The organism is Krasilnikovia sp. MM14-A1259 (assembly GCF_047159535.1).
Classification (GTDB): domain Bacteria; phylum Actinomycetota; class Actinomycetes; order Mycobacteriales; family Micromonosporaceae; genus Actinoplanes.
The window spans coordinates 2,485,608-2,510,655 of the sequence record NZ_BAAGAJ010000002.1; the positions used below are offsets into that span (position 1 = coordinate 2,485,608).

Annotated in this window: 29 protein-coding genes; 28 read left to right on the forward strand and 1 reads right to left on the reverse strand. The window is 68.5% G+C overall.

The features are described 5' to 3' along the window. The first annotated feature begins 3 nt into the window (after positions 1 to 3). The 22 genes from ACMCNK_RS10910 to ACMCNK_RS11015 all read left to right on the forward strand — a co-directional run bounded on the left by ACMCNK_RS10910 (position 4) and on the right by ACMCNK_RS11015 (position 17,048). A complete protein-coding gene (locus tag ACMCNK_RS10910; RefSeq protein WP_412736272.1) occupies positions 4 to 435 on the forward strand; it encodes a hypothetical protein in 432 nt (143 codons plus the stop codon). Further along, positions 432 to 704: a hypothetical protein gene (locus ACMCNK_RS10915; protein WP_412736273.1), complete on the forward strand. Its 273-nt coding sequence runs from the start codon at positions 432 to 434 to the stop codon at positions 702 to 704. Before ACMCNK_RS10910 ends, ACMCNK_RS10915 begins: the two co-directional genes overlap by 4 nt. Further along, on the forward strand, positions 701 to 1,039 hold the full coding sequence (locus tag ACMCNK_RS10920; protein ID WP_412736274.1) for a hypothetical protein: 339 nt from the start codon (positions 701 to 703) through the stop codon (positions 1,037 to 1,039). Before ACMCNK_RS10915 ends, ACMCNK_RS10920 begins: the two co-directional genes overlap by 4 nt. Positions 1,040 to 1,041: 2 nt before the next feature. Next, positions 1,042 to 1,422: a hypothetical protein gene (locus tag ACMCNK_RS10925; protein WP_412736275.1), complete on the forward strand. Its 381-nt coding sequence runs from the start codon at positions 1,042 to 1,044 to the stop codon at positions 1,420 to 1,422. Positions 1,423 to 1,433: 11 nt separating this feature from the next. After that, complete coding sequence (locus ACMCNK_RS10930; RefSeq protein ID WP_412736276.1) at positions 1,434 to 1,982, forward strand: hypothetical protein; 549 nt, start codon at positions 1,434 to 1,436, stop codon at positions 1,980 to 1,982. Between the two features lie 113 nt (positions 1,983 to 2,095). Beyond that, positions 2,096 to 2,371: a hypothetical protein gene (locus ACMCNK_RS10935; protein WP_412736277.1), complete on the forward strand. Its 276-nt coding sequence runs from the start codon at positions 2,096 to 2,098 to the stop codon at positions 2,369 to 2,371. Then, positions 2,368 to 2,739: a hypothetical protein gene (locus ACMCNK_RS10940; RefSeq protein ID WP_412736278.1), complete on the forward strand. Its 372-nt coding sequence runs from the start codon at positions 2,368 to 2,370 to the stop codon at positions 2,737 to 2,739. The genes ACMCNK_RS10935 and ACMCNK_RS10940 overlap by 4 nt, the downstream gene beginning before the upstream one ends. Continuing rightward, positions 2,732 to 5,692 (forward strand): hypothetical protein, encoded by a 2,961-nt coding sequence (locus tag ACMCNK_RS10945; protein ID WP_412736279.1) that lies wholly within the window; start codon positions 2,732 to 2,734, stop codon positions 5,690 to 5,692. Before ACMCNK_RS10940 ends, ACMCNK_RS10945 begins: the two co-directional genes overlap by 8 nt. Continuing rightward, positions 5,692 to 6,621, forward strand: coding sequence for a hypothetical protein (locus tag ACMCNK_RS10950; protein WP_412736280.1), 930 nt, complete (start codon positions 5,692 to 5,694; stop codon positions 6,619 to 6,621). Before ACMCNK_RS10945 ends, ACMCNK_RS10950 begins: the two co-directional genes overlap by 1 nt. Positions 6,622 to 6,624: 3 nt before the next feature. Beyond that, a complete protein-coding gene (locus ACMCNK_RS10955) occupies positions 6,625 to 7,797 on the forward strand; it encodes a siphovirus ReqiPepy6 Gp37-like family protein (RefSeq protein WP_412736281.1) in 1,173 nt (390 codons plus the stop codon). After that, a complete protein-coding gene (locus tag ACMCNK_RS10960) occupies positions 7,798 to 8,697 on the forward strand; it encodes a hypothetical protein (protein ID WP_412736282.1) in 900 nt (299 codons plus the stop codon). Positions 8,698 to 8,706: 9 nt separating this feature from the next. Next, positions 8,707 to 9,396, forward strand: coding sequence for a hypothetical protein (locus ACMCNK_RS10965; RefSeq protein ID WP_412736283.1), 690 nt, complete (start codon positions 8,707 to 8,709; stop codon positions 9,394 to 9,396). Continuing rightward, a complete protein-coding gene (locus ACMCNK_RS10970; protein WP_412736284.1) occupies positions 9,396 to 11,288 on the forward strand; it encodes an alkaline phosphatase D family protein in 1,893 nt (630 codons plus the stop codon). The genes ACMCNK_RS10965 and ACMCNK_RS10970 overlap by 1 nt, the downstream gene beginning before the upstream one ends. Before the next feature lie 69 nt (positions 11,289 to 11,357). Next, positions 11,358 to 12,194: a peptidoglycan-binding domain-containing protein gene (locus tag ACMCNK_RS10975; protein ID WP_412736285.1), complete on the forward strand. Its 837-nt coding sequence runs from the start codon at positions 11,358 to 11,360 to the stop codon at positions 12,192 to 12,194. A gap of 7 nt (positions 12,195 to 12,201) precedes the next feature. Beyond that, positions 12,202 to 12,471, forward strand: coding sequence for a hypothetical protein (locus ACMCNK_RS10980; protein ID WP_412736286.1), 270 nt, complete (start codon positions 12,202 to 12,204; stop codon positions 12,469 to 12,471). 11 nt (positions 12,472 to 12,482) lie between these two features. Continuing rightward, a complete protein-coding gene (locus ACMCNK_RS10985; protein ID WP_412736287.1) occupies positions 12,483 to 12,812 on the forward strand; it encodes a hypothetical protein in 330 nt (109 codons plus the stop codon). A 130-nt stretch (positions 12,813 to 12,942) separates the two neighbouring features. Next, entirely contained in the window at positions 12,943 to 13,521 is a 579-nt protein-coding gene (locus tag ACMCNK_RS10990; protein ID WP_412736288.1) for a hypothetical protein, read from the forward strand. A 150-nt stretch (positions 13,522 to 13,671) separates the two neighbouring features. Then, on the forward strand, positions 13,672 to 14,319 hold the full coding sequence (locus tag ACMCNK_RS10995) for a hypothetical protein (protein ID WP_412736289.1): 648 nt from the start codon (positions 13,672 to 13,674) through the stop codon (positions 14,317 to 14,319). Between the two features lie 214 nt (positions 14,320 to 14,533). Next, positions 14,534 to 15,340: a hypothetical protein gene (locus ACMCNK_RS11000; RefSeq protein WP_412736290.1), complete on the forward strand. Its 807-nt coding sequence runs from the start codon at positions 14,534 to 14,536 to the stop codon at positions 15,338 to 15,340. After that, positions 15,337 to 15,705 carry a hypothetical protein gene (locus ACMCNK_RS11005; RefSeq protein WP_412736291.1) on the forward strand — a complete coding sequence of 123 codons (369 nt, stop codon included), beginning with the start codon at positions 15,337 to 15,339 and terminating at the stop codon, positions 15,703 to 15,705. Before ACMCNK_RS11000 ends, ACMCNK_RS11005 begins: the two co-directional genes overlap by 4 nt. 128 nt (positions 15,706 to 15,833) lie before the next feature. After that, complete coding sequence (locus ACMCNK_RS11010) at positions 15,834 to 16,508, forward strand: hypothetical protein (RefSeq protein ID WP_412736292.1); 675 nt, start codon at positions 15,834 to 15,836, stop codon at positions 16,506 to 16,508. A 99-nt stretch (positions 16,509 to 16,607) separates the two neighbouring features. Further along, positions 16,608 to 17,048, forward strand: coding sequence for a hypothetical protein (locus ACMCNK_RS11015; RefSeq protein ID WP_412736293.1), 441 nt, complete (start codon positions 16,608 to 16,610; stop codon positions 17,046 to 17,048). 71 nt (positions 17,049 to 17,119) lie between these two features. Here the strand turns inward: ACMCNK_RS11015 and ACMCNK_RS11020 are convergent, their stop codons facing one another. Continuing rightward, the gene (locus ACMCNK_RS11020) at positions 17,120 to 17,956 is read right to left on the reverse strand and encodes an IS5 family transposase (protein ID WP_412736294.1); all 837 of its coding nucleotides are present in this window, start codon (positions 17,954 to 17,956) and stop codon (positions 17,120 to 17,122) included. An 831-nt stretch (positions 17,957 to 18,787) separates the two neighbouring features. Between ACMCNK_RS11020 and ACMCNK_RS11025 the strand changes: the two genes are divergently transcribed. The 6 genes from ACMCNK_RS11025 to ACMCNK_RS11050 all read left to right on the forward strand — a co-directional run bounded on the left by ACMCNK_RS11025 (position 18,788) and on the right by ACMCNK_RS11050 (position 24,904). Further along, the gene (locus tag ACMCNK_RS11025; protein ID WP_412736295.1) at positions 18,788 to 20,989 is read left to right on the forward strand and encodes a phage/plasmid primase, P4 family; all 2,202 of its coding nucleotides are present in this window, start codon (positions 18,788 to 18,790) and stop codon (positions 20,987 to 20,989) included. A 9-nt stretch (positions 20,990 to 20,998) separates the two neighbouring features. Continuing rightward, a complete protein-coding gene (locus ACMCNK_RS11030) occupies positions 20,999 to 21,262 on the forward strand; it encodes a hypothetical protein (protein WP_412736296.1) in 264 nt (87 codons plus the stop codon). A 71-nt stretch (positions 21,263 to 21,333) separates the two neighbouring features. Continuing rightward, positions 21,334 to 23,163, forward strand: coding sequence for a DNA polymerase (locus ACMCNK_RS11035; protein WP_412736297.1), 1,830 nt, complete (start codon positions 21,334 to 21,336; stop codon positions 23,161 to 23,163). A gap of 32 nt (positions 23,164 to 23,195) precedes the next feature. Beyond that, positions 23,196 to 23,543: a hypothetical protein gene (locus ACMCNK_RS11040; RefSeq protein ID WP_412736298.1), complete on the forward strand. Its 348-nt coding sequence runs from the start codon at positions 23,196 to 23,198 to the stop codon at positions 23,541 to 23,543. Beyond that, positions 23,543 to 23,860 (forward strand): hypothetical protein, encoded by a 318-nt coding sequence (locus tag ACMCNK_RS11045; RefSeq protein WP_412736299.1) that lies wholly within the window; start codon positions 23,543 to 23,545, stop codon positions 23,858 to 23,860. The genes ACMCNK_RS11040 and ACMCNK_RS11045 overlap by 1 nt, the downstream gene beginning before the upstream one ends. A gap of 288 nt (positions 23,861 to 24,148) precedes the next feature. Next, a complete protein-coding gene (locus ACMCNK_RS11050) occupies positions 24,149 to 24,904 on the forward strand; it encodes a hypothetical protein (protein WP_412736300.1) in 756 nt (251 codons plus the stop codon). Positions 24,905 to 25,048: the final 144 nt, after the last annotated feature.

The following is a 25,048-nucleotide window of genomic DNA, read 5'->3' on the forward strand; positions in this document are numbered from 1 at the left end:
TGCGTGAGCCTGCCCCCGCTGGCGACCGTGGAGGCGATGCAAGTCCGTCTCGGCGGCCCGCCCCTGACGGGCGCGGACCTCGCCCGCGCCACGGCGACGCTCGACGACGTGTCCGCGCTCGTCCGGCTGGAAGCGGGCGTCACCTGGGTCGCCGCCGACGGTGTCACGATCACCGCCCCTGCGGCGGTAGTCGCTGTCGTCATCGCGGCAGCCCTGCGTGGTTACCGCAACCCGGACGGCTTCTCGGGCGAGACCATCGGCCCCTACTCATATCAGTACGCGCAGGGAGCGACGTCGTCCTACCTCACCCCGGCCGAGGCCCGGGTGATCCGGCTCGCCGCGACCGGATCAACGGGCCGCCCGAGCGTTTACACGGTTCGCACGCCGTCGCCGTACGAATGCGTGCGTCCGCCAACCGATCCGGAGCTGCCGTGAAGTTCCCCGACGTAGTGACCGTGCTGCGCCCGGCCGGAGCCGACGAGTACGGCAACCCCGGCTCGGGCTGGACAAGCCCCGCGCAGCTTAACGGCGTCGGCTTCCTCACCGGGGACACCGTCTACATGCCGCCCAGCGCTGACGTGCAGCGCGGCGACCGGCTGCGCGTCACGGGTCGCGACTACGACGTCATCGGCGAGCCCGACCTTGTCCGCTCGCCGTCGCGGCCCGTGATGCTGCTCGTCAAGGTCGCAAGGCGGCTGCCGTGACTGCCCGGCTTCGCCTCGACCATGCCGGAATCGCCGAGGTGCTGCGCTCGGCCGAGGTGACCTTCGCGGTCACCGCGAAGGCCGCCGAGGTCCAGGACGCCGTAGAGACACATCACTCCGTCGCCCGGCACCGGATGCCCGTCGAGCGGCACAGCTACGAAACCGACCGCGCCGCCGACGCCGTCACCATCGCCCACCCCGGCGGGCTCGGCGTCGAAGCGAAGTACGGGGTCCTGTCCGAAGCGGCGCGCACCGTCGGCCTCGACGTCAACGCCGACCAGCCCCGACGTCACCGAAGGCGCAGACGTGAGCGACCACGAGAGGACGACAACTGACCGTGTTCGCCGATCCCCAGCTCACCACGCTGACCCTGCTGCGTGCGCTCGCGCCAGGCCCGGCATACGGCAGCAAGACCCACGACGACTTTCCCGAGGGCGACGTACCGACCTTGCCGTATGTGCAGGTCCGCGCGGGGACCGCCGCCGTGCGCTGGCCGGTGCTCGCCTCGGCGCCGATCCGCGTCGTCGTCTGGGCACGTAGTGAGGCCGCGTCCACTGCTCTCGCGTGGCGCCTGCTCGGTCTGCTTCTGGATTACGAGGGCGGCCCCGACATGCGCGGCTTCGGCAACCCGATCGGCCCAACACCGGCCGACGACCCGGACACCGGCCGCCCACTCGCGGCTTTCACCGTTACGGCGCGTCTGCGCCCGCACCCCTGAAGGAGTAGCCCATGGCGGGCGACCCGACGAAGGCGGCCCTCTGGGAGGGCGCCGACATCTACATCCACGACACCCCCGGAACCGCTGGCCCTGCCGACCTGACAAGCCCATGGGGCGCCGGCTGGGGCGTTGCCGGCCTTCTCGACGGCGAGGAAGGCATGAGCTGGGCTCGCGACGAGGACACCAACGAGTTCTACGCCTGGGGCAACATCCTGGTGAAGCGGACGAAGTCCAAGCACAAGCGGACCGTCAAGTTCGTCGCGCTGGAGGACAACGACGTCGTCTTCGCCCTGGTCAACCCCGGCTCGACCCGTTCCACCACGGCCGGCGTGACCACCTCGAAGATCAAGGTCCCGGCGGGCCGTGAGTTCGCCTTCGGCGCCGAGCTGCGCGACGACGACAAGATCGTGCGCCGCGCCGTCAAGCGTGCCGAGGTATCCGAGGTGGACGAGGTCAAGGAGTCCGAGTCCGAGCTGACGGTCTACACCATCACCGTGATCCTGTACCCCGAGGCGGACGGCACCCTCTACACCGAGATCTCCGGCGCCGTTCACGCCTGACCTGGCTGCGTCAACCGCGCCACCTACCGGCTCCGAGGTCGTCCCGCGCAGAGGCGACCTCGGAGCCTTCTTTCTGCGCACTCTGCGCCCTGCTCTCTGGAGGAGAAGCCTGTATGGCTGCCCCGCGTAAGACCGCTGCCGCTCGCGCTGAGGCGATCGGCGCCCCCATCAAGTTCGCGTACGACGGCGAGCTGTACGAAATCCCGCCGTCGAAGGACTGGGACCTCGACGTCTTGGAGGCCATCGACGAGGGCCGCATCACCACGGCGGTACGCCTCATCGTCGGCGACGAGCAGTGGAGCGTGTTCCGCTCGACCCGCCGGACCGTCGGCGACCTCAACGACTTCTTCACCGAGGCACAGAAGGCGGCGGGTATCGAGGGAAATTGACCGCGCTCGCCGGTCTGCTGCGCCATCACGGCGACGCCGTCGAGGCCGACCTCGCCCACTTCTACGGCGTCGACCTCGCGCAGCTCTGGACCGGCGGGCTTTCGCTGCGACGCCTGAGCGTCCTGATCGCGAACCTGCCCCCCGGATCGGCGACCTGGGCAGCCGAGCACGGCCTCCCGCTCGGCGCCGTTCCCGGTGACCTCGTACTCGCCGACATCTTCGAGGCCCTCACAGGCCAGACGCACCCGCTGAAGCCGACACCGGCCGCAGCGCGTTCCGCCGCGACTCGGCACGAAACCCTCGCCGCCCGCCTGCGCGCCCAGCGCCTTCGCGTCGCCCAAGCCTCACGGAAGGAGGCCCGTGTCTAACGTCGGGTACGCCACCCTGTCGATCATCCCCAGCGCCAAGGGCTTCCTGCGCAGGCTCCGCACGGACACGAAGGCGCCGCTCGCCGCGTTCACCAAGGAGATCGGCGACGCGATCAGCGAGCAGGCCGCGAAGGGTCTCGGCGACGGCTTGGCCGATGTCGACAGCCGTGCGCTGGGCCGGGCGATCCACGAGCAGACCTCGGCGTCCACCGCCCGGGGCATCCGGGACGGGGCCGGCAAGGGCGCCGACGGCGTCGAGGCGCATTTGCGCAACAGCGTCCGGCGAGCGTTCACCGACGGTTTCACACGCGGCTTCCGTGGGCTCTTCGGCCTGGCGCAACGCCAGGACAAGACCCTTCGCACGTCGTTGGCGTTCGGTGTCGCGGGTGGCCTGATCCAAGGCGCCGAGGAGGGCTTCGCGGCGGCGAAGCAGGCGGTGACCTCGTTCGCGGCAGACGTCAACGAGACCCTTCGCGGGGCTGGAACTGCCGCGCTGTCCGCGATCACCGGCCTTATCGCGACCGCATCGGGCACGGCGGCGACCGGCGGGCTGAACCTGCTCGTCGGCGCCCTGCTCGCGGTGGCGGCGGCGATACCCGCAGTCATTGCGGGCTTCCTGGCCTTGGCCCCGGTCGTCTCCCTCGTCGGTGGCACGGCCGGGGCGCTGTTCACCGTAGCTGCTGGCGGGGCCGCAACAATCGGGGTGCTGGCTCTCGCCTCGCGGGGTCTGAGCGACGCCTTCTCCGAGCTGTCGCAGACCGGCACGGTGTCCCGCGCGACGCTGGACAAGCTCGCGCCCTCGGCTCGCACGTTCGTGCAGGAGATCGCCCGGCTTCGCAAGCCGTTCGGCCAGCTCCAGCGGTTCGTGCAGGGCAAGGTCTTCGACGGCCTGGCCGCTACGGTCCGGCGGCTGGCGCGGTCGTGGCTGGTTCCGCTGCACACCTCGCTCGGCGACCTTGCTACCCGCATCAACGCCTTCGTCAGGCAGGCCGCTGCTGCCCTGAGCGACAAGAGTTTCGTCGCCAACATTCAGACCGCGATAGGCGGCTTCGGTGCGTTCATCGACCGGATCGGCCAGGCGATCGGTCCGCTGATCCGTGCCTTCGGTGAGCTGGCCGCCGCCTCGGTCCCGTTCCTCGACGGGCTTGGCAACGGTCTGGCCCGCATCGTGGAGCGGTTCTCGGCGTGGATCTCGCAGGCCGCGCAGACCGGCGCGCTGACGACCTTCATGCAGCAGGCCGCCCGCACGCTCGGCGAGGTATGGCGCATCGGCGAACTAGCTGTCGGCATCGTCGGCCGCCTCATCGCCATCCTTTTCCCCAGCTCGAAGAAGGCCAGCGACGGCCTGCTCGCGGGCGTGGTCGTCGTTCTCCAACGGATTCAGGACTGGCTCGGTAAGCCCGAAAACCAGAAGAAGATCCAGGACTTCATCGACAAGCTGGCCGAGCTGCCGAGCAAGGCGGTCAACGAGTGGATCCCGCAGCTCCAAAGCCTGCTGGCCACGCTCACCCAGTGGACGGCCCGGCTTCAGGCCCTCGGCGGGCTCGTCGGATCGTGGGTCGCTCGCGTATCCGACGCCATGGGCCGCGTCCATACGGCGGTCGTCGTTGCCTCGGGCGCGATCGTGGCGGCCATCCGGCTGATCGCAGGGCCGCTGATCGCCGCCGCGCAAGGGTTCGCCCGGTTCCGGGCGGCGGTCGCCCAGAACGTGAACGCAGCGGCGGCGTTGGTCGCGTCCTTGCCTTCCCGGTTCGTCGGTGCGCTCGCGGGCCTCGGTTCGGCGCTGTTCGCCATGGGCGCCCAGGCCATCGCTGGCTTCATCCAGGGCCTCAAGACCCGCATCGGCGCACTTCAGGCCACGGCCCGCTCTCTGGGATCGATCGTGCTCGGCACGGTGCGCAGCGCCCTGGCCATCCGCTCACCGTCACGGAAGATGCGCGAGCTGGGCCAGTGGGCGACCAAGGGCTTCGTCGCCGGAATGGCCGGCAGCATGGACGAGGTCACGACCACCGCCCGCAAGCTCGGCGACCAAGCACTCACCGCGCTACGCAGCCAGGGCTTCAGCGCCAAGGCTGCCGCATCGCGCGTCGCCGCGCTGACTGCGGCGCTCGCCCCACGCCAGGCACAGATCAACGCGCTCGCGAAGCGGTGGGACGTCCTCAACGGCCGGCTCAAGACTGCGAAGGAGTCGCTCGCCAACGCCATCAAGGCCCGCGACGAGTTCTCCGGCAGCATCCGTGACGCGATCATCGGCACCGGCTCGATCGCCAACATCCGCACCGATAACGCCGACAGCATCATCGAGGCGATGCAGGGCCAGCTCGCCCAGGCTCAGCAGTTCGGTGCGGTGCTGGACAAGCTGCGCGCGGCCGGACTCAACGCGACGACGTTCCGCCAGCTCGTCGAGAACGGGCCGGACAGCCTGAGCACCGCGCAGGCACTACTCAACGGTGGCAGCGCCGCGATCAGCCAGGTCAACGCCATCCAGAATGCGCTTGCCGAAACCGCCTCGACGGTCGGCTCGCACGCGGCTAGCACCCTCTACCAAGGCGGCGTGGACGCCGCCCGGGGCCTGGTCCGGGGCCTGGAGTCGCAGATGGGCGCCATCGAGAAGGCGATGACTCGCATTGCGAGGTCCATGGTCAGGACCATCCGCAAGCAGCTCGGCATCAAGTCGCCGTCGCGGGTCTTCGCCCGCCTCGGCGGGTTCGTCGGCGAGGGCTTCGCGCTCGGCGTGGACCGCTCGTCCGGCACCGTCACGAAGTCGCTCGACGCGCTGACAGCGCTGCCCACGGCCCGGACGGTCAGCCTCGCCGACGCGCTGGCCGCCCGCGCACCCGCTGCCGCAGGCGAGACGCACTACCACCTGCACGACTCGCGGGCAACGCTCGCCCAGCTCCAGGCGCTTCAGGAGCGACAGGCGATCAAGGCCCGCGCCGGAAGGGCGCGCTAATGCCTCTGCTGACCAGGGGCGGGCAGGTCATCGACCCTCCCGCCCCTAGTAGGACGTTCACCGAGTCCGATCTTCGGACCCCGACCGCGACATACATCGACCCAACCGGCCAGCAATGGCCGCTCACCACACCCGACCTCGGCTGGGTCACCCTTGACGAGGTCGGGGGCCTGGGCGCCGTACCCGTCGAGATCGCCACCGACCCGCACCCGCGCGGCGGCGCCCGCATCCGCCACATCCAAGACCAGCCCCGGATCATCAACTGGCCGCTGCTGGTCTGGGCCGACTCGCACCAGCAGTTCCTCACGCGCTGGCGGACCCTGACGCGGGCGTTCAAGCTCACCCGCCGTCTCGGCCCCGGCCAGCTCCGGATCACCCGCCCGGACGGCTCCGACCGGGAGATCGCCTGCACGCTGCAAGAGGGTTTCCAGGGCGAGCCGGGCCAGGGCATCACCCACGACACCACCGTTCTCGCGTTGTACTGCGAGGACCCCTACTTCCGCGACACCGAACCGCTGAGCCTGCTGTTCACCACACCCGCCCCGCGACGGTTCCTGACCGGTTTCCCCGCGCTGTCCTCCGGTCGCGTCCTCGGCGACACCGACATCGTCAACCCCGGCGAGGGCAACGCCTGGCCGCTGTGGACGCTGACCGGCCCGTCGACCTCCCTCACCGCGATCAACCGCACCCTCGGGCAGTCGTTCGTGCTGACCCATCGGCTCGACGCCGGGCAGGCGATCACCATCACCACCGACACGCCGACCGTCCGCGGCCCGTCCGGCGAGGTACTCACGGCCGCCCTGAACTGGCCCGGCGCGGTGCTGTGGGGCCTCGACTCGGGGCTGAACGAGGTCACCTTCTCGGTCGCGGGCGCCACCGCAGCGACCGCGATCGCGTTGTCGTTCTTCCCCCGATTCGAGACGGCCTGAGCCATGGCACTGACGATCCTCATCACCGACCGCAACCTGCGCATCATCGGCGATCCGATCACCCGCTGGACCCAGGTCGACATGACCCTGCGGTTCAACGAGCCCGGCAGCGGCACCATCACCGCAGCGGCCGACGGGGTATCCGCCGACCAACTCGCTCCCGGCAACCGCCTCGTCGTCATCCGCAACCCCGACCCGCTCACCGGCTATCCCGGCGGGATCGTCATGGCCGGGCCGATCGAGCAACCCGGTGCCGAAGAGTGGAGCATCGACGGCACCACTTCCGGCGCAGGCACAACAACGATCGGGTTCGCCAGCGACGAGGCCGCGATCGTCGCGGAAGTCGCCTACCCCGACCCGGCGCACGCGATCACCGCGCAGGCCGCATCCCGACGCGTTTACACGGCCGTCAGCGCCGAGACCGTTATGCGGTCGCTGGTCGTCGAGAACGTGGGCGCGACAGCGCTGCCCGCCCGTCGGATACCGAAACTCGCCCTCGGCCCCACAGCCGGAGTCGGCGCCGCAGTGACGATGGGGTTCCGCCTGGACCCGCTCGGCGACGCGTTGAGGTCCGCTGCGCTGGCGGGTGGCGGACTCGGCTTCCGCGCGCCGCAGGTCGGCGACCGCATCGAGTTTCAGGTCTACCAGCCGCGTGACCTGCGCGGAGAGGTCCGGTTCTCCCGGGGCCTGGGCAACCTGCGTTCGTACAAGTACACCCCGGCCGCGCCGACCGCGACCGTCGCCATCGTCGGCGACGGCTCCGGCGAGGGCACCACCCGCACATTCGTCGAGGTCTCCTCGATGGACCTGCCGCAGTGGGGTCGCTACGTGACCGTCGTGGACCGCCGGGACACCCTGATCACCGCCGAACTGGCCGCCGCCGGTACCGAGGCCCTGGCCGAGGCCGGCGCGTCCGCGCAGCTCGAATCCGTGACCATCGACGTACCGACACAGCGCTACGGCGTGCACTACGACCTGGGCGACCTCGTGTCCGTCGAGCTGACCAGTGGCATCGAAGTCGCCGACATCGTGCGCGCCGTCACCATCACCGTCACTCCCGACGAAGGCGAGCAGGTATCCGCCGTCGTCGGCACCCAATCCGCCAGCACCGACCCGTCCTGGGTCGCGATGATGCGCGCCTTCGGGCGCCGCCTGGCGCGTCTGGAGGCAATCTGAATGGCTGAAGAGTCCCCGCTCAGCGCGACCGGCTCTCTCACCGAATACCAGTACGAAGCTCTCGCCGCGCCGCAGGCCCCGGACGGGCTGAACGGCAACCCCGGCGATCCGCCGCCGGTCAGCGTCAGCGGTGGTCAGGTCATCGTCCGCGAGGGCCTGAAGGGAGTCCTTCGCGGCTTCCCGTGGGCCAGCACGTCACCGACCGTTTACACGCCCAGCCTGACCGGTGCTCCCCGCGTCGACCTCGTCGTGCTGCGCCTGAACCGCGACGACAACTTCCGCGTCGGCACCGCCATCCGGACCGGCTCGGGCGACACCGCGCCAACGCCGTTCAACGGCACCGGCCCGACCGACTGGTACGAGATTCCGCTCGCCGAAGTCCGCATGTCCGGAGGCGCGCTCTCCGTACAACGCACCCGCGCCTGGTACCTCGGCGAGGACGGGCAGATCATCTGCACGGTCGACAGCCGACCCCCGCACCTGCCCGGCCGCTACATCTACGAACAGGACACCGGCCGCGCCTACATCTCCACGGGCGTGCGCTGGGTACCAGTGCTCGACGACGCGGGCACGACCACCCCTTCACTCGCTGCCGGATGGGCCGCGTCCGGGCTGTACCTGTTCCGGCTCAACGGCATCGCGTACATGGCCGGAGGCATCCGGCGCACCGGCGGCACTCTCACCCCCTCGGCAGCAGCAGCGCCACTGCTCACCCTGCCGAACGGCTACCGGCCCCGCGTGACCTTCGGACACGCCTCCAACGTGAGCATGACCGGCGCCCAGGCGGTGCTCCGCTTCGCCCCCACGGGCGCCATCACCGTCGATGTCTACGGCGCCAACATCACCGCCAACCAGTTCATCGACCTCGCCACCTGTGTGTGGCCGGTCGCGCTCAACTAAAGGGGCCTCGTGACGTACTACTGGTTTGGCGGTGACCTGGCCGCCTACGTCATCACTGCAGGGGCCGGCAACGTGGTCACCCTGGCTCCCGGCGCCGTCGTGACGTTCTGGACCGCGCAAACCGGCGGCGCACAGATCACCGATCTCGTGACGGCGGACGGCACACCGATCACTCAGGTGATCGCCGCAGACGGCTCCGGCGCCTACGGCGTCGGCGCCCTCCCCCGCTTCCGCGCCTCCGTCCTGACGATGTGGGCGCAGGCGGGCTCCGGGCCGCGCGTCCTGATCCTCACCACCGACCTGCCCGACCTCATCGAAGACCTCCAGACACCCGCGACGCCCGAGATTCCGGTCATCCTCCCGCCGCTGACCGTCGCAGGCGCGGTCACCGGCCCGCAGATCGGGCTCTCGCGGCTCTATAACGACACCGGCATGACCCTGAACATCGCGGCAATCCGCGCGTCGGTCGGCACGGCCCCGACCGGCGACCTCGTCGTCGATGTCCGCCGCAACGGCGCCAGCGTCTTCAGCACCCCCGCCGCCCGGCCGAAAATCGCCTCCGGCCTCTACACAACTGGACGCATCGCCCCCACCGAGCTGATCACGCTCGCACCAGAGGACTACCTCAGCGCCGACATCGCCTCGGGGTCCTCCGGCGGCAACCTCGTCATCCAGGTACTCGCCGAAAGGGCACGATAGTGACGGTCTCCACGTTCGAGGGACTGCCGCTCGGCCCGTTCAGCGCGACAGCGGCGGGCTTCGACTTCCTCGCAGGCGCCAGCGGCGCGACCGTCATTGACGCCAACCCATACCGCGGCACACGGGCCGCCCAGCTCGTCACCACCGCATCGCCCTGCTACCTCCAGCGCGCGGCGTCCGTCTCGGTCGACACGGCCGGTCAGGTCTACGGCCGCGCCCGGTTCCGGCTGCCCACTATGCCCCCGGACGCGACCGGGGTACGGCTGCTCGTGATCGCGGACGGCTCCGGCGCCTTCCTCGGCGACCTGCGTATCATCAACACCGGCCGGATTCAGCTCCGCGACAAGAACGCCGTCGTTCTGGGCACCGCAGCGACGACATACGCCGCGAACCAGTGGATCGATGTCGGCCTCGCCGTCCTCGCATTCTCCACCACCCGAGGTCAGCTCCAGGCCGTCATCTTCAATGGCTCCGGGCAGGTTGCCGAGACCATCACCTCTCCCGCCACGCTCGACACCCTCGGCGCGGCAGGCACCATCGCCTGCCTGGTGGGCGCGGTCCGCTCGGCCGTCGCCGGTTTTACCGTCGTGGTCGACGACGTCGACTGGGCGAAAACCGGATGGCCCACCTCGCCGACGGCACCGAGCATCCTCAATGGCCCCTGGTCCGGCGCGGTCACCTCGACCGGGTTCACCGCCGTCTACCGGCTCAGCGGCGGCAGCACGGTCCGGCTGGTCGCCTCGACCACGCTGGACCTGGCGGCGCCGACCTTCAGCGCGGCCGTCGCACCGGACGCTGACGGGTTCGTGAAACTGCCCATCACAGGCTTGGCACCCGACACGCTCTGGTTCTACGGCATCGAGGCCGACGGCGTTGTCCTGAACGCCGGACGTGGACAGGTCCGGACCTTCCCCCGCGTCGGTACCGCCGCCTCATTCTCCGTGTGGTTCGGCTCCTGCCAGTGGACCGTGCCCACCGACTCGACCTACGCGGCGATCCTGGAACGCTTCGGCCCCTACGGGCGGGCGCTCATGGGCATCCACATGGGCGACCTGAACTATCGCGACTGGGGGCCGACAACCACCGCAGCGGACGTGGTAGCCCAGCACCTGACGTCGCTCGGGTCGCAGAGTATGGCGCCGCACCTGGCCAAGATCCCGTTCAACTATCTGTGGGACAACCACGACTGGGGCGGCGACACCAGCGACAAGAATGCCGCTGCCGGGCCGATCGTGGCCGCCCAGTACCGGCGGGTCTTCCCGACCTACCCGCTACCGGCCTCCGACCATCGCGGCGGTTACCACTCGTGGGTCATCGGCCGGGTCCGCTTCATCCAGCTCGACGTCCGCTCCTACCGCGACCCGCAGACCGACCCCGACGGGCCAGACAAGACGATGCTCGGCGCCGAGCAGAAGGCATGGCTCAAGGCCCGGCTTCTCGACCCCCAGCCCGTGAAAGTCATATGCGGTAACTACTACTGGCGGCAGGACTCCGTCACTTCCGGTCGCTGGGGAAGTTACAGCGCGGAGTTCGCCGACCTGAACGCCTTCATCAAGGCCAACGGTGTGCGCGTCTACGTCATCTTCGGCGACCGGCACGCCATCTGCGCTGACGACGGTTCCGCCGCTGGCGCCTACGGCATCCCACAGGCCGGAGGGGCACCGATCCAGCAAGGTTCGGTCGCGCCAGGCGAACCCTGGTCAGCAGGCTACTACCACACCGCACCGAGCACCTTGCAGGCGTTCGGCTGGCTCGACATTACCGACACCGGCGCCACGATCGAGATCGCCTACCAGGGCGTCACCACTCTCGACGGTGTCACCCGCGTGCAGATGACCACCACCTTCGACGCCGCGACGCCACTCGCCGCCGTCTGGGGCCTGCCGCTCTAACTCCATCGACTCACGCGAAGGGCGCCCACACCAGCGGGCGCCCTTTCCGCGTGCCTGGAAGGAATCCCTGTGACCACCGCACCCGCAAACCTAAAGGCGGTCCGAGCCCTGCTGCTCGACCACCTCGACATCCACGAGCACAGCACCGCCTACCCAGCCGACCTGGACCCGATGGAGGTCGGCATCGTCGGCGACACCGCCCACGTCCGTCAGGGCAACTCATACCACCTGGGCCTCCCCGAGCAGTCCCACACCGGCTATGCCGCGACCGAATCGGCCCGCGACAAGGCAGGGCTGTCGGCCTTCGCATCGGCGCTCGACGTTGGCTACTTCTCTATCACCGTCAAGGGAAAGACGCACACCCTGCGCACCTTCTCGGCCTGGCTCGTGGCCCAGTGCCAGGCCGGCACCAGCGACACCCGGGACATCCGCGAGGTCATCTACAGCCTCGACGGCAAGACGGTGAAGCGCTGGGACCGGCTGAAGAAGCGCTCGACCGGTGACCGCTCGCACACCTTCCACACCCATGTGTCGTTCTTCCGCGACGCGACCAAGGCAGGCCGCGACCTGACCCCGCTGTTCAAGCGGTACCTCATCGAGATCAGCCTTATCGCCGGTCCCCGCCCGGTCGTCACCAAGCCCGCCCCGCCGCGCACCCCGACCATGCCGAAGCCACCCGCACGACTGGCGAAGCGCGCGTACGGCTCGCGCCAGATGAAGGCCGGGCACGTCGGCGCGGACGTCTGGGAGCTTCAGTGGAGGCTCAACCTCCACGGCGCCAAGCTGACGATCGACGGCGATTTCGGACCCAAGACCGGCGCCGCGGTACGCAGCTTTCAGCGGGCACGCAAGCTCGCCGTCGATGGGATCGCCGGGCCGAAGACGATCGCCGCCCTCCGAAAGTGAGCCGCCCGTGACCCAGCCCGCTCCGCCGCCCGACGAGGGCGGCTCCGCCTCGGTCCTCATCGCCTTCGCCCGGCTGGAGGGCAAGGTCGACGCCGCCCTCGCCATCCAAAGCACGAAGGGCGACGAGCACACCCGCCGCCTCGACGATCAGGAAGTCCGCCTCCGCCACCTGGAGGCCACGCCGACCGTCACACCCCGGGCGATGTGGTCCGCCGTCGCCACCATCGCCGCCATCGTGTCCGCCCTCACGCCACTGCTTGCCCGCCTCTACTCCTGATGGAGCCGCCCGTGTCCCGCCAGCCCTTGACCAGCCGCGCCGCCGCCGTCGCGGTCGTCGGCCTGGTCGTCGTCGCCCTCGCCCACGCCGGTATCGCCATTCCGGCGGACATCCGCGAGGCGGTCGTGGAAGTGATCGCCGTCGGTGGCCCACTGGTCGCCGCGTTCTGGACGCGACGCCACGTCACCCCGACCGCCAGCCCGCGGGCGGCGGACGGTACGCCCCTCGTTCCCGCCCCGCCCACACTCGTTCCCGCCCCGGCCACCGCCGTTGCCGACGCCACTTCCGATGACGCACCCGTCGCCACCGAGGCGGACGACGAGCTGGACCCGCCCGCCTGACCGCCCACCCGTCGCCCCGCCCCGGATCTTCGGGGCGGGGCCTTCCTTCTTACCTAAACAGGTGCGCATTTCCTGAACAGTTGCGCGGCCCTGACCGACTCGCCGGACAACTTCCAAATCAGGAGGACTGATGGCATCGCCACTTATTGGACTGGTTGGCCGCAAGCGGGTCGGAAAGGACACCGTGGCACAGCGCCTCGTCCACACACACGCGTTTACACGCTTCGCCTTCGCTGATCTTCTGCGTGAGGCGGTACTGCGTCTGGACCCGATCGTGCTGCCGATGGACTCGACATGGGCCTCCTATCGTCTGTCCGAGGTGGTCGCCCAGGAAGGCTGGGAGTCGGCAAAGGAGATCCCCGAGGTGCGGCGGCTCTTGCAGAACTACGGCACCGCAATCCGGGAAGTCGATCCCGCTTTCTGGATATGTCCCGTGCTATCGGCGCTCGACGGCTGCGCGACGCCGGCCGTCGTCACCGACGTGCGCTTCCCCAACGAAGCCGACGCCCTTCTCGCCAGAGGAGCGACCCTGCTCCGAATCACGCGGCCAGGGTTGGACGAGTCTGACCAGCACGAAAGTGAAACGGCGATGGCCGACTACCCGATCGCTGAGATCCTCCGAAACACCAACGATATCGAACACATGTTCGACAGGGTGGACGCCTGGGTCCTGGGTCGACATCGAACCCCCGGTCGCTGCCTTAGCTGACCCTTAAGGTTCACCCACAGCCCTGCACGGTCCTTACATGGGCCTTGCAGGGCTTTTTTTGTGTAACGACGCGGCGCGATGCGATCCGCAACACCGCGGGCCGGATGGGTAGATGCGCAAAGACCCTGACGCACCTACACTGGCGACAACGTGACCGCCCTGGACGAAGGGCATCAAGGAGAGATGACAGCGACGATGGCACCCTCGCGCCCGAAGGCCGAGCTTGAGCAAGAGCTGATAAAGAACCTTCGTACGTTGCACCGCGCCCAAGATGAGGACCAGCGTACGAGCCTCAAGCGCATCATTGGTGAGTTGACCGTGGACCTACGCGAATACTTCATCACCGATGACGGAAACCCTGACTGGGCCGGTCGCACATGGAAGTACCGCGACTTCATGCGGGACTGCTATTCCGAAGCAGGGTTTAAACAGGACGAGGCGCGGAAAGTACAGACGAGCGTCCGTTACCACGTCTCTCGCTACATCCGCGAGCGGCTGAGCCCCGATGAGCTGGCCAGCCTGGACCTGAAGGAATCGCCCCAGGCCGACCGTTCGAGGGAGGCATACCAACGAAGGAGCCAGCTCTTGAGCGCAGCTCGCGCGCTGAACCTCGGGGACAGCAACAACGTCCTTCGGGGACTCGTTGCTGCGCTGGTCACGCTCAGGGAGACGCCACCCGAGGCAATCGAGGCGCTGGACGGGACCAGCCGCGAGCAGGTCGCCCCGCTGCTGGACGAGCTGGCGGAGCGTGCCGCGGCACTGGCAGCCATCGCGCGGGGCGCAGCGACCGCCGGGTGACGAAGTGACGGAACTACCGTCACTCTCTATTCTTCTTCTAGTTCTTCTTCTCCTCCTATAACACCAATAGGAAGTGACGCTCGTTCCGTCACTTCGTCACACCGAGCCCCGGCCGGCATGTTCCGGCCAGGGCTTTGTCATGTTCTGAACAGCCGCGCGACGGCTGGCCGACTTGCGGAGTGTCCCAGTACCCGCACGAAGGGCCACACATCGCGTGACCACTCCGAAGATCAACACGATCAAGCGGGGCGACTCCCGCTTCTACGTCAACCCCGAGACCGGCGCGAAGACGCCCGGCGTCACGTCCATCATCGGGATGCTCCCGAAGTCGTTCCTCCGCCCCTGGGCCTCCAAGGTCGTCGCCGAGTACGCGCTCGCAAACCTCGGCGAGATCGTGAACATCGCCCTGCGATCCGACGCCCAGGGCGCCATCGACCTTCTGAAGCGGGCACCAGACCGCGAGACGCAGAAGGCCGCCGACATCGGCACCGAGGTACACGACTACTTCGAGACTCTGGCGAAGGGCGACTCCGTCGGTCGCCTGCACCCCGAGCTACGGCCATACGTCGAGCACTTCGACGCCTTCCTCCAAGAGTTCACACCGGACTTCATCTTCATGGAGGAAACGGTGTGGAGCGAGCAGTACGACTACGCGGGCAGCTTCGACGCCTTCGCCACCATCGGCGGTGAGGCCGTCTGGCTGGACTGGAAGACAACCCGAAGCGGCATTCACCCGGAGGTCGCACTCCAACTCGCGGCATACCGCAACGCCGACTACATCATCCGCCCCGACGGCTCCCGGGTACCGCTACCCGCGGGCGACGGCGGCGCCGTCCTGCACGTGCGCCCGGAGGGCTGGTCCTTCGTGCCGGTCCAGACCGGCCCTGAAGTCTTCGACTTCTTCCTCCACCTGCGGCACGTCTTCCGGTGGGAGAAGGAGATCAAGGAGACTGTCATCGGCGACCCGCTCAACCGATCGAGCCTGGCTGCCCAAGGCCGCCGAGCGAGGCGGTCCGCATGATCGAGTACGCGACCGACACCGACGTTGTCTGGCTGGCGGGCCTGCTCGAAGGCGAAGGGGCCTTTGACCTGCACCGGAGCCGCTATCCGCGCGTCCGTGTCGCGATGACGGACCGCGACGTCATCGGACGGGCCGCGACGCTCTTCGGCGTTAGCGTCCGGCTCTCGATGCGCCCCGCCCCGCATTCGGCGATGTGGCACGCCGAAGTCTCCGGGCCGAAGGCCGAGGCGATCATGCGCGCGATCCTGCCCCACATGGGCGCCCGCCGCTCCGCGCGCATCGCCGCGATCCTCGGGCACGCCCCGACCACCTCGAAGGCCACCGTGTCAATCACCCGGCCACCCGGTCTGCCGAGCTTCACCTGAACAGCCCGCCCGCTGCTGGCCGACTCGCCATGTGACCAGCACAGCGCGGGGTCGGCGCTTTGACCGCCGCCCGACTCAATCGACCCGGCTTAGCAGGGCGCCCGCGCCAATACACAGGAGGCACCCCTTTGGGCCTGCGCATCTTCGAGACCGACCCCGAGGCCGCGCCGAAGCAGCGTCAGCGTTTCGCTGACGACCTCGTCGGCCGCTTCCGCTCGGGATACAGCATCAACAACCGGCCCGCCGCTCTCACCGAATGGCGCGTCACCTCCGGCGACCCGGACGTCGCCGCCGCGATCAACGAGCTGTACGGCGGTGATAGGCCCCAGACTTGGGAGACCAAGGGCGAGGACAACATCGAGGTCTTCACCAAGGCCGCCAAGGTGAAGGTCATCCTCGACGGACCCTCCGCTATCCGTCAGGAAATGGTTCTCTGGGGCCGCGCAGGAGCCATCCGGCGCTGCGACGGAGTCGAACAGACCGGCGACGACGCGAAGGGCAGGCCGTGCGAATGCCCGGCCAGCTTCGCCGAGCGCAAGGAGGCCGGCAAGCGCGGCACCGGCTGCCAGCCGAACATCACCACCTTCTTCCGGCTCGCCGACAATCCCGACCTCGGCCGCTTCAAGTTCACCTCCGGCTCCTGGTCGCTGGTGAAAGACATCGTCGCCACCGAGGCCGCACTCGCGAGCATCGACGGCCCGGCCGAGGCATGGCTCCGCCTGGAAATCGTCGAGTACACCAGCGCTGGCCAGCTCCGCAAGTTCACCAAGCCGGTCATCGATGTGATCGGTCCGGTCAAGTAGACGCCGCCAGATGCGTCAAATGATTCGCGCATGACTTGGCCCTGGGGCCGGCGAGGACAAGAGCCCGCCGGTCTCGGGGCCTTTTCACTGAGGAGACCCGTGAGCAACGCAAACAAGGCAAAGGGCACACGCTGGGAGACTGCCCTCGTCCATTTCCTTCGGACTGTCGGCATCGACGCCTACCGTCCGGCGCAAGCGGGGCTCCGCGACGTCGGTGACCTGCATGGATTGACGCCATTCGTCGGCCAGGCCAAGGACTACAAGTCGTGGCAGGACGCGATCCGCGAGGGTCTGGACGGCGCCGAGAAGCAGAAGCACAACGCAGGCCAGCCCTATGGCGTCGCCTTCATCAAGCGCATCCGACGAGACGTGAGGCAAGGCTACGCCGTGACGACGGTCGCTACTTTTGCTCACGTGCTCGTGCGGCTTCGCCGGGCCGAGAAGCTGCTAGCAACCTACGCGGCGCAGCACGAGGTCGAGGAGCACTTTCGCAGCGTATCCACCGAATGCGGCGACATCTTCGACGGCAGGACCACCTAAATGCACTGGCACCACCGCGCTGTCAGCAGCGCAGGACGCGCCAGCCCTTCAGTGAGTGTTTGAGAGAGGCGCTATTCGGGTGTGTTGAAGACGCGTCGGGCTTGGCGTGTGGCGGGTCGGCCACGGTCGAGGCGGCGGACCATGGTGTTGATCGCGGCCCACCGGATGAACGCCTCGGAGACGGCCGGGTCACGTTCGTAGTCGCGGGCCAGCCGGCGGTGCGCGGTCAACCAGGCCAGGCTGCGCTCCACAACCCACCGCTTCGGGTGCACCACGAACCCGCGCTGTTCCGCCGGTTTCCGGACGATCTCCACCGTCATCTTGAGCGTGGTGGCGGCCCAGCCGACCAACCGGCCCGCGAAGCCTTGATCGGCGAACACGTGCCGGATCGGCGTGGCCAGGTAGGTGCTGAGCAGCGTCGTCTTCGCACCGTCACGGTCCTGCCAGGACGCGGCCATCACGCAGACCACGACCAGCAGGCCCAGGGTGTCGGTGACGATGAACCGCTTCCGGCCGTTGATCTTCTTACCAGCGTCGTAGCCGCGGGAGTCCCTGCCGACGGTGTCGGCACCCTTGACCGACTGCGAATCGATGATCCCCGCCGACGGTTCGGGATCCCGGCCTTCCGCGAGCCGGACCTGTTCGCGGAGCTCTTCCAGGATCCGTTCGGTGACCTGGCGTTGCTCCCACTGCTGGAACTGCCAGTACACCGTCTGCCAGGGCGGGAAGTCGACCGGCATCTGCCGCCACGAGCAGCCGGTCCGCACGACGTACAGGATCGCGTCCACGATCGCCCGGCGCGGATGCTTCGGGATTCGACCCGGCGACTTGATCAGCGGAAGCATCGGCTCCACGATCTCCCACTGCGCATCGGTCAGGTCCGACGGATACCGCCGCTCACGCTCCACCCCGCCAGCTTCACGGCGTCCGGGCCATCGGCAGGGACACGCCGTGCGACACCACTCTCAAACACGCACTCAGAGGCTAGACAGGATCGACACCCTCCGCGATCGCCTTCTTGTTGTAGTCCTCTAGGACCACCTCGATGGCGTTGGCCAACTCTCGGGCGGTCGTTGAGTGCAAGTAGTGATCCACACCGTGCACCGTAAGCCGAACGCACTCAGACAACTCGTCGCCGGTCAGGTGGGCCGACACATGTCCTTGAGGCCAGTTGATTGGTACGTGCGGTTCATGGGTGTGTGGCCGGTCGCTGCGGGGATGATCGCAATCCATTGGTAGACCCCTTCGGGCGGGTGGGAACTGAGAGGGTTCCCCCCGGCCGCTGTGCGTGTCTCAGGGGTACGGAGGGAGGCTACGCGCTCCGCCGCCGACTCTGCAATCCTCAGCGCTAAGCCAGCGTCGCGGATCCGGCACGCCGTGAACACCTCGGCCGCCCCTGACCGACTCGCCTCTCGTCCACTTCCGATGACGAGGGGAAGCCTGTGACCCTAGATGACCTGCTCGGCAAGTTTGCTCAGGTGATTGACGAGCGGGACGGCTGGGTCGTCCCATGTCCCGCGCACACCGATACCCGGCCCTCACTGCGCATCGCTGTGTCGGACTCCGGCCGCATCTTGCTCAAGTGCCGCGCTGGCTGTCCCACCAGCCGCCGCGATCCCGCAGACCCGCCCGGGGTGCTGGAAGCCCTCGGCATGTCCTGGGCCGACCTGGAGACCGTCAAGCCCGGTGAGGTCAGAACCCGAGCCGTCTCCACATCGACTCCCGCTGGCTCGGCCGCCGTGGCGGCGCTCGCCGCCGACCTCGATCGCTGGACCGCCGATCTCGCCGAGCATGGGGCCGCCGCCTATACCTACGCTCTCGACCGCTTCGGCCTGGACACCGCCGCCTGTGGACGGCTGGGCCTGGGTTACGCCGTCGGGCTCGGAGGCGGCCCACGACTCGTGGTGCCCTTCCGTGACGAGCTGGGCGTGCCCCGCGGCTACCAGGCCCGCGCGCTTGAGCCGGCCGCCCGCGTGCGCTGGCTCGGTGCGAAATCGCCCGAGGGCGCGAGTTGGGCCAAGGTCGGCTGGCTGCCCGGCGAGGCAGGCTGGGCCGAGGTGCTCGTAACCGAAGGCCCCGGCGACGGGCTGACCGCCTGCGCGGTCGGGTATGACGTCGTTCTCGTGCGGGGTGCGGGCCTTGCTGCCAGCGTCGCGGACGACATCGTCCGCATGGCGGGTGGCCGACCGATCGTGATCTGCGGCGACGCGGACGCCGCAGGTGACGGCTTCGCCCGCACGCTGGCCGCCGAGCTGGCGAAGCGCGGCGAGCACGTCCGGAAGGTTCGGCCGCCCCGCGACGGCGACGATCTGACCGACTGGCGCGCCCGCAACCCTGATGCCTTCGCCACCGACCTGACGCGTTCCGTGGCGGCGGCTCCCACCCTCGGTGGGGTCGCCGTGCGGGTTGATGCCTGGACCGATGCTGACCTGACCGAGGTCGCCTCGGCCCGGCGTTTGCGGGACCACTTCGAGGCCGCAGGCTCCGGGGTGCGCTACTCGCCCGAGGCGGGCTTCTTCGTCCTCCGCGGCGGGGTCTGGCGGCCTGACCGGCTCGACGAAGTTCGCACGGCTGCGCAGGACGTTGCCATGGCGCTGTGGGCAGAGGCGGCCGATCTCGCCCGTGAGGTGGAGGCGATCAAGCAGGCGGGCGACCCAGCAGGCGAGGTGAAGATGCTCGCGGCCCGCGTCGGGAAGCTGAAGGCGTTCGCGCGCAACGCGAACAGCTCCCGAGGCATCGACGCGATGGTTCGTGAGTTGAAGGCGTTGCGGGGCGTGGCGGCCGATCTGGAGAGCTTCGATCGGCACCATCACCTGATTGCAGTACGAAACGGTGTGATCGACCTCCGAACCGGCGCCCTGCTCCCGCACGATCCGGCCAACCTGCTGACCCGCCGCGTCGACCTCGACTTCGATCCCGAGGCGACCGCGCCGCGGTGGGAGGAGTTCCTCCGCGAGATCTTCCCCAGTCAGACGAGGCACGCCGGCCTTCCTGACTACATGCGGAGGCTCGTCGGGTACGGCATCACCGGATCAACCGCTGAGCAATGCTTCGCGGTGCTGTGGGGCACGGGCGCCAACGGCAAGAGCGTCCTCACCGACACGCTGACCGAGGTCTTCCGGGAGCACACCGTGACGACGCCGTTCTCCACCTTCGAGGAACGCACGTCAGGTGGAATCCCGAACGACCTCGCCGCGCTGAAGGGCGCCCGGCTGGTCATGGCCGCCGAGGGCGAGCAGGGCCGCCCCATGGCCGAGGCGATCCTGAAGCGGGTTACCGGCCGCGACGCGATCTCCGCGCGCTTCATGCGTAAGGAGTTCTTCGAGTTCCGGCCGACCTTCCTGCTTCTGCTGGCCACCAACTTCCGTCCGCAGTTTCGCGGCCAGGACGAGGGCCTATGGCGGCGCGTGAAGCTGATCCCCTTCGAGCGGTACTTCGCGCCGTCTGAGCGTGACCACAAACTCGGCGAGAAGCTGCTCGCCGAGGCACGCGGCATCCTGGCCTGGGCCGTACGCGGCGCTGTCGAGTGGTACCGCAACGGGCTGGACGATCCGACGCCGATCGTCGATGCGACCAAGGAATACCGGCAGACCTCCGACGCCCTGGCGGGCCTGCTCCCCGGCGTGCTCGTCATCGACGACGACGGCCGCATCACCGGCAAGCTCGCCTACGACGCATACCTCGCCTGGGCCGACGAGGAGAACCTTCCGCCGAAGGAACGGTGGACCCGCCGCACCTTCTTCGCCGCGCTGGAGGAACGCGGGGCCTCGAAGAAGAAGGCGAACAGCGGGGTCTACTTCACCGGCATCCGCCGCGCCCGCGCCACCGACAACGCACCCGCGGAAGAAATCTTGGCCGAACCGCGAACAGCTCCCTCACCGCTGGCCGACTCGCCTGGCACAAGCCTCGCTACGTCCCCGTCGCTCAACGACTTCGTCTAGGAGCTGCTCGTGCCATTGACCTTCCAACCCGATCGAGGTTCCGGCGGCGACTGCGGAGTCTCCGGCGGCTGCCAGGCATGTCCGCTGTTCGCCGCGAACGTCTGCGGCGATCCCGGGCCCGAGCCCGATGCCGTCTTCGAGGCGCACCTCGACGGCCTGGACTGCGGCCGCCCCTCCTGCCGAACGTGCCAGGTGCCCGACCTGCCCGACGTCGACCCGGCCGAGCCACCACCGTCGGATCTCGGCTGCTGCGGAGGCGCCTGCTCCGCCTAGTCAACGCCCGCCCCGGCCGAAGGGCCGCTCTCCACGTGAGGGCGGCCCTTCGCATATTCCAAGGAGACTCCGTGATCACCCTGCATCACTGGGTGGCGGGCGAAGAATGCCGGATCAACGTTCCGGAGCGGCCCACCGACCTCGCCGCGTTCGAGGCGTGGCTCGCCCAAGGCGACCGCCTTCTCGCCCTCGATACCGAAACGACCGGCCTCGACGTTTACACGCCCGGCCACGCGCTGCGGCTCGTGCAGTTCGGCAACCGCAGTGAGGCATGGGTCCTGCGCGCAGACTGCTTTGCGCAGGCCATCGCCCGCGCCCTACGCCAGCGTCGGACGTTCGTCGTTCACAACGCCGCCTATGACCTGCTGGTCATCGACCGCCATCTTGGCGTGAGCGTCGAAGAGCTGGGCGGGCGGGTCTTTGACACACGCGTCCTGGCCCACCTGCTCGACCCCCGCGCGGAAGCCGAAGGCGGCATCGGCCTCGGCCTGAAGCCGCTTTCGACTGTGTACGTCGACCCCACCGCCCCGGACACCCAGGGCGGTCTCACCGCGGAGTTCCGGCGACTCGGCGCCACCAAGGCGACGGGCTGGGCACGCATCCCGATCGACAACGAGCTGTACCTCCGGTATGCCGGACTCGACGTGCTGCTCGCGCGGCGGCTGTTCGACGAGATCGCCCCGATGGTGCGCGACATCGGACTCGACCGCCTGAGCAAGTTCGAGCACCACCTCCAAGTCATCCTGGCGATCCTCCAGCGACGCGGAATGCGTATCGACTTGCCCTACGTCGAGCAGCTCAAGGCCGATCTCCTGATCGAAGCACAGCGGTGTCAGGCCGTTGCGGCTCGGTACGGAGTCGCCAACGTCAACTCACCGACGCAGGTGGCGCAAGCACTGCTCGCCATGGGTGAAGCGCTGACCGAGCGCACCAGCTCCGGCGCACCCAAGGTGGACAAGAACGTACTGCTTCCTCTCGCCGACCTGGATCTCCAGTGGCAGCGCATCGAGGCCCGCCGACCGAATCCCCTCGCTGACGCGGTCGTGCGATCCAAGCGAGCGGGCAAATGGGCCGAGTCGTACGCGCAAGCCTTCCTCGACCTGAAGGACTCCGCAGACCGGCTCCACCCGTTCATCGGCGGGCTTCAGGCCCGCACCGCCCGCATGTCCGTCAGCCGCCCGCCGCTTCAGCAACTTCCGTCCTCCGACTGGACAATTCGCCGGTCATTCATTGCCGACCCAGGACAACTCATCATCGCCGCCGACTACCAGGCGGTCGAAATGCGGGTACTCGCCGCCCTCTCCGGCGACGAGACAATGATCCGGGCAATCGCCGACGGCGTCGACCTGCACAGTTTCACCGCCGAGAAGGTCTTCGGTTCCGGCTTCACAAAACTGCATCGAAAAATCGCGAAGGCGGTCGGGTTCGGCAAGGTCTACGGCGGCGGTGCAGCGACTATCGCGCGGCAGACTGGCGCTGACATGAGCGCCGTCAAGTCCGCACTCGCGGCGTACGACGCGACGTTCCCCGAAATCCGGCGGTATGCGCGACGACTGATGAACCGCGCCGAGTGGGGACGGCGCGAGGTGGTCACCCCGAGCGGGCGGCATCTGCCCCTCGACCGTGACCGTCTCTACGCCGCGACCAACTACGTCGTGCAGTCAACGAGCCGCGATCTGTTGGCCCAAGCGCTCGTCGACCTCTTCGAGGCAGGGCTTGGCGATCACCTGCTGTTACCCGTGCACGACGAGGTGATCGCCCAGGCGCCGGCCCCGGACGCCGCCGAGGTGGTCCGGGAGATCGGCAAGGTCATGGAGTCCACCTTCTACGGCGTCCGGATCGAGAGCGACCCCGAGGTCTACGGGCTGAGCTGGGGCCACGGCTACGGCGCGCCCGCTTGACATTTCGTCCGACGAAAAGGAGCCCCGCCCGAATGTCTTTCGTTCTAGAACGTAAGCGCGACCGTGATGAATCTGAAATCACCAGCCTGCTCGGCGAGCTGCGCGCCGAGGTCACCGCGCTGGAGACGCTTATTCCGTTGGCGGTCGATGCACAATGGACAGCGGCCCCCGCTGCCCGGCCGAGGGAGGACGTGACCGTGCGGATGAAGCATCAGAAGTCGGACCCGACCTCCGACATCGCACTCGATTCTGGACGCCTCGAATGTCGGCGCGCGGTAGTAAGATCACGATCGGTTCTTCGCGCTGCGACCGTCGCGATGCGGGGCGTCCGTCGCGAGCTGGCGCGTGCTGTCGAACCATGGACGGGGGAGGCTCTTTGATGGTAGGTGCACGGCGCGTCTTCGTCGCCGTCCCTGACGACGACACCGTCACCACAGGGCAGGATCGTCACGCCCACGTTCGCGACGCCTTACGTGACCTGGGATTCCTTGCCACCTTCTCGGACACTGCCATCCACTCGCCCACCTCGCTCGACACCCTGATCGACGCCGTGGGCGGTGACCTCGCCGCTCTGCGAGCCGCAGACTACGTCGTCGTACTTCCAGGCGCGGAGGACCGTCCAGAGTTGATCTGGGCGGAGGCATGGGACAAGCCGTTCCTTACCATCGCCGATCTCGCCGAGATGGTCGCTGCCTAACGGCACCCCTACCCGCCGACGGCCCCCGGGATGACCACCTGGGGGCCGTCTGCCTTAATGCCATCTGTCCACATCAGACGCTTGTGATCATACGAACAGCCCCCTCCGAATGGCTGTTCGGCTGATATGGGCCCCCGGCCGGATGATCAGCACCTCTTCGAGTCGTTGCGCTAAATGACTGACGCACTGGTTGGTCCCCCTCAGACCTCCTGAGCAGGGAAATCCAACACACGTCCGCATGGGTCGGTGACACCGGCCGGACCCCTTGCACCCCTTGGAGCACACCGTATGTCCAGCTTCGCCCACCTTTGGAATGCAGCCGCCGAACCCATCGCGGACGCCACCGAGGAGGCCGCCACCATCAAGGCCGCCCAGACTGACGACGAGGAGGCGACCATCCGCCTCTTCGTCGCGTACGTTCCCGCCCTGCGCTCCGCGCTCGCGCACTACGTCCCCGCCATGCCACTCGACGACGCCCGTCAGGCAGCAACCCTGGGCTTCCTGATGGCCATCCGAGAACACGAGACGGCACGCTCCGAACGGCTCGCCGGCCTGGTTCGTATGCGCGTACACGACGCCCTCAGCGAGGCGATCTCGGCCGCAGGCGGGGGCTTCACCGTCCCAGCCCGCACACTGCGGCGGTTCTTCGGCATTCTCAGGGCCGCCGACGGAGACGCTGCCGAAGCGGCCAGGCTAGCGCCCGCCCACCAGATGACGACCGAGACGTTCTACGACGTCCTCGCGGCGGTCAAGGCCGACGAATCCCTCGACCTGGAGATGGAACTCCGCGGCGCCGACGCCGCGCTCCAGGAGATCGTGACGCCGCGCGAGATCACCGATGTAGAGGACCGCATCCTCGTCGAGGCCGCCTTCCGGGCCGTTGACGACCAGGAGCGGATGATCTGCCGCCTCGCCTACGGCTTCGCCGACTACAACCCGGTCCCCGACGCCGAGATCGGACACCGGATCGGTTACTCACGTTTGAAGGTGCAGCGCACGCGTAGTCGCGCGCTGGGCAAGATGCGTCAAATGCTTTGCGCGTGAAGGCTGACGCATCTGCCGGGGTCGGGGTGAGCAGCCCCACCCCGGCTGGCCGACTTGCCCGCCATCTCCTCGCGAAAGGAACCGCGCCATGCCGCACCGAACACGCGACCTCATCACCCGCCGGAACTACGACCACGTCGACTT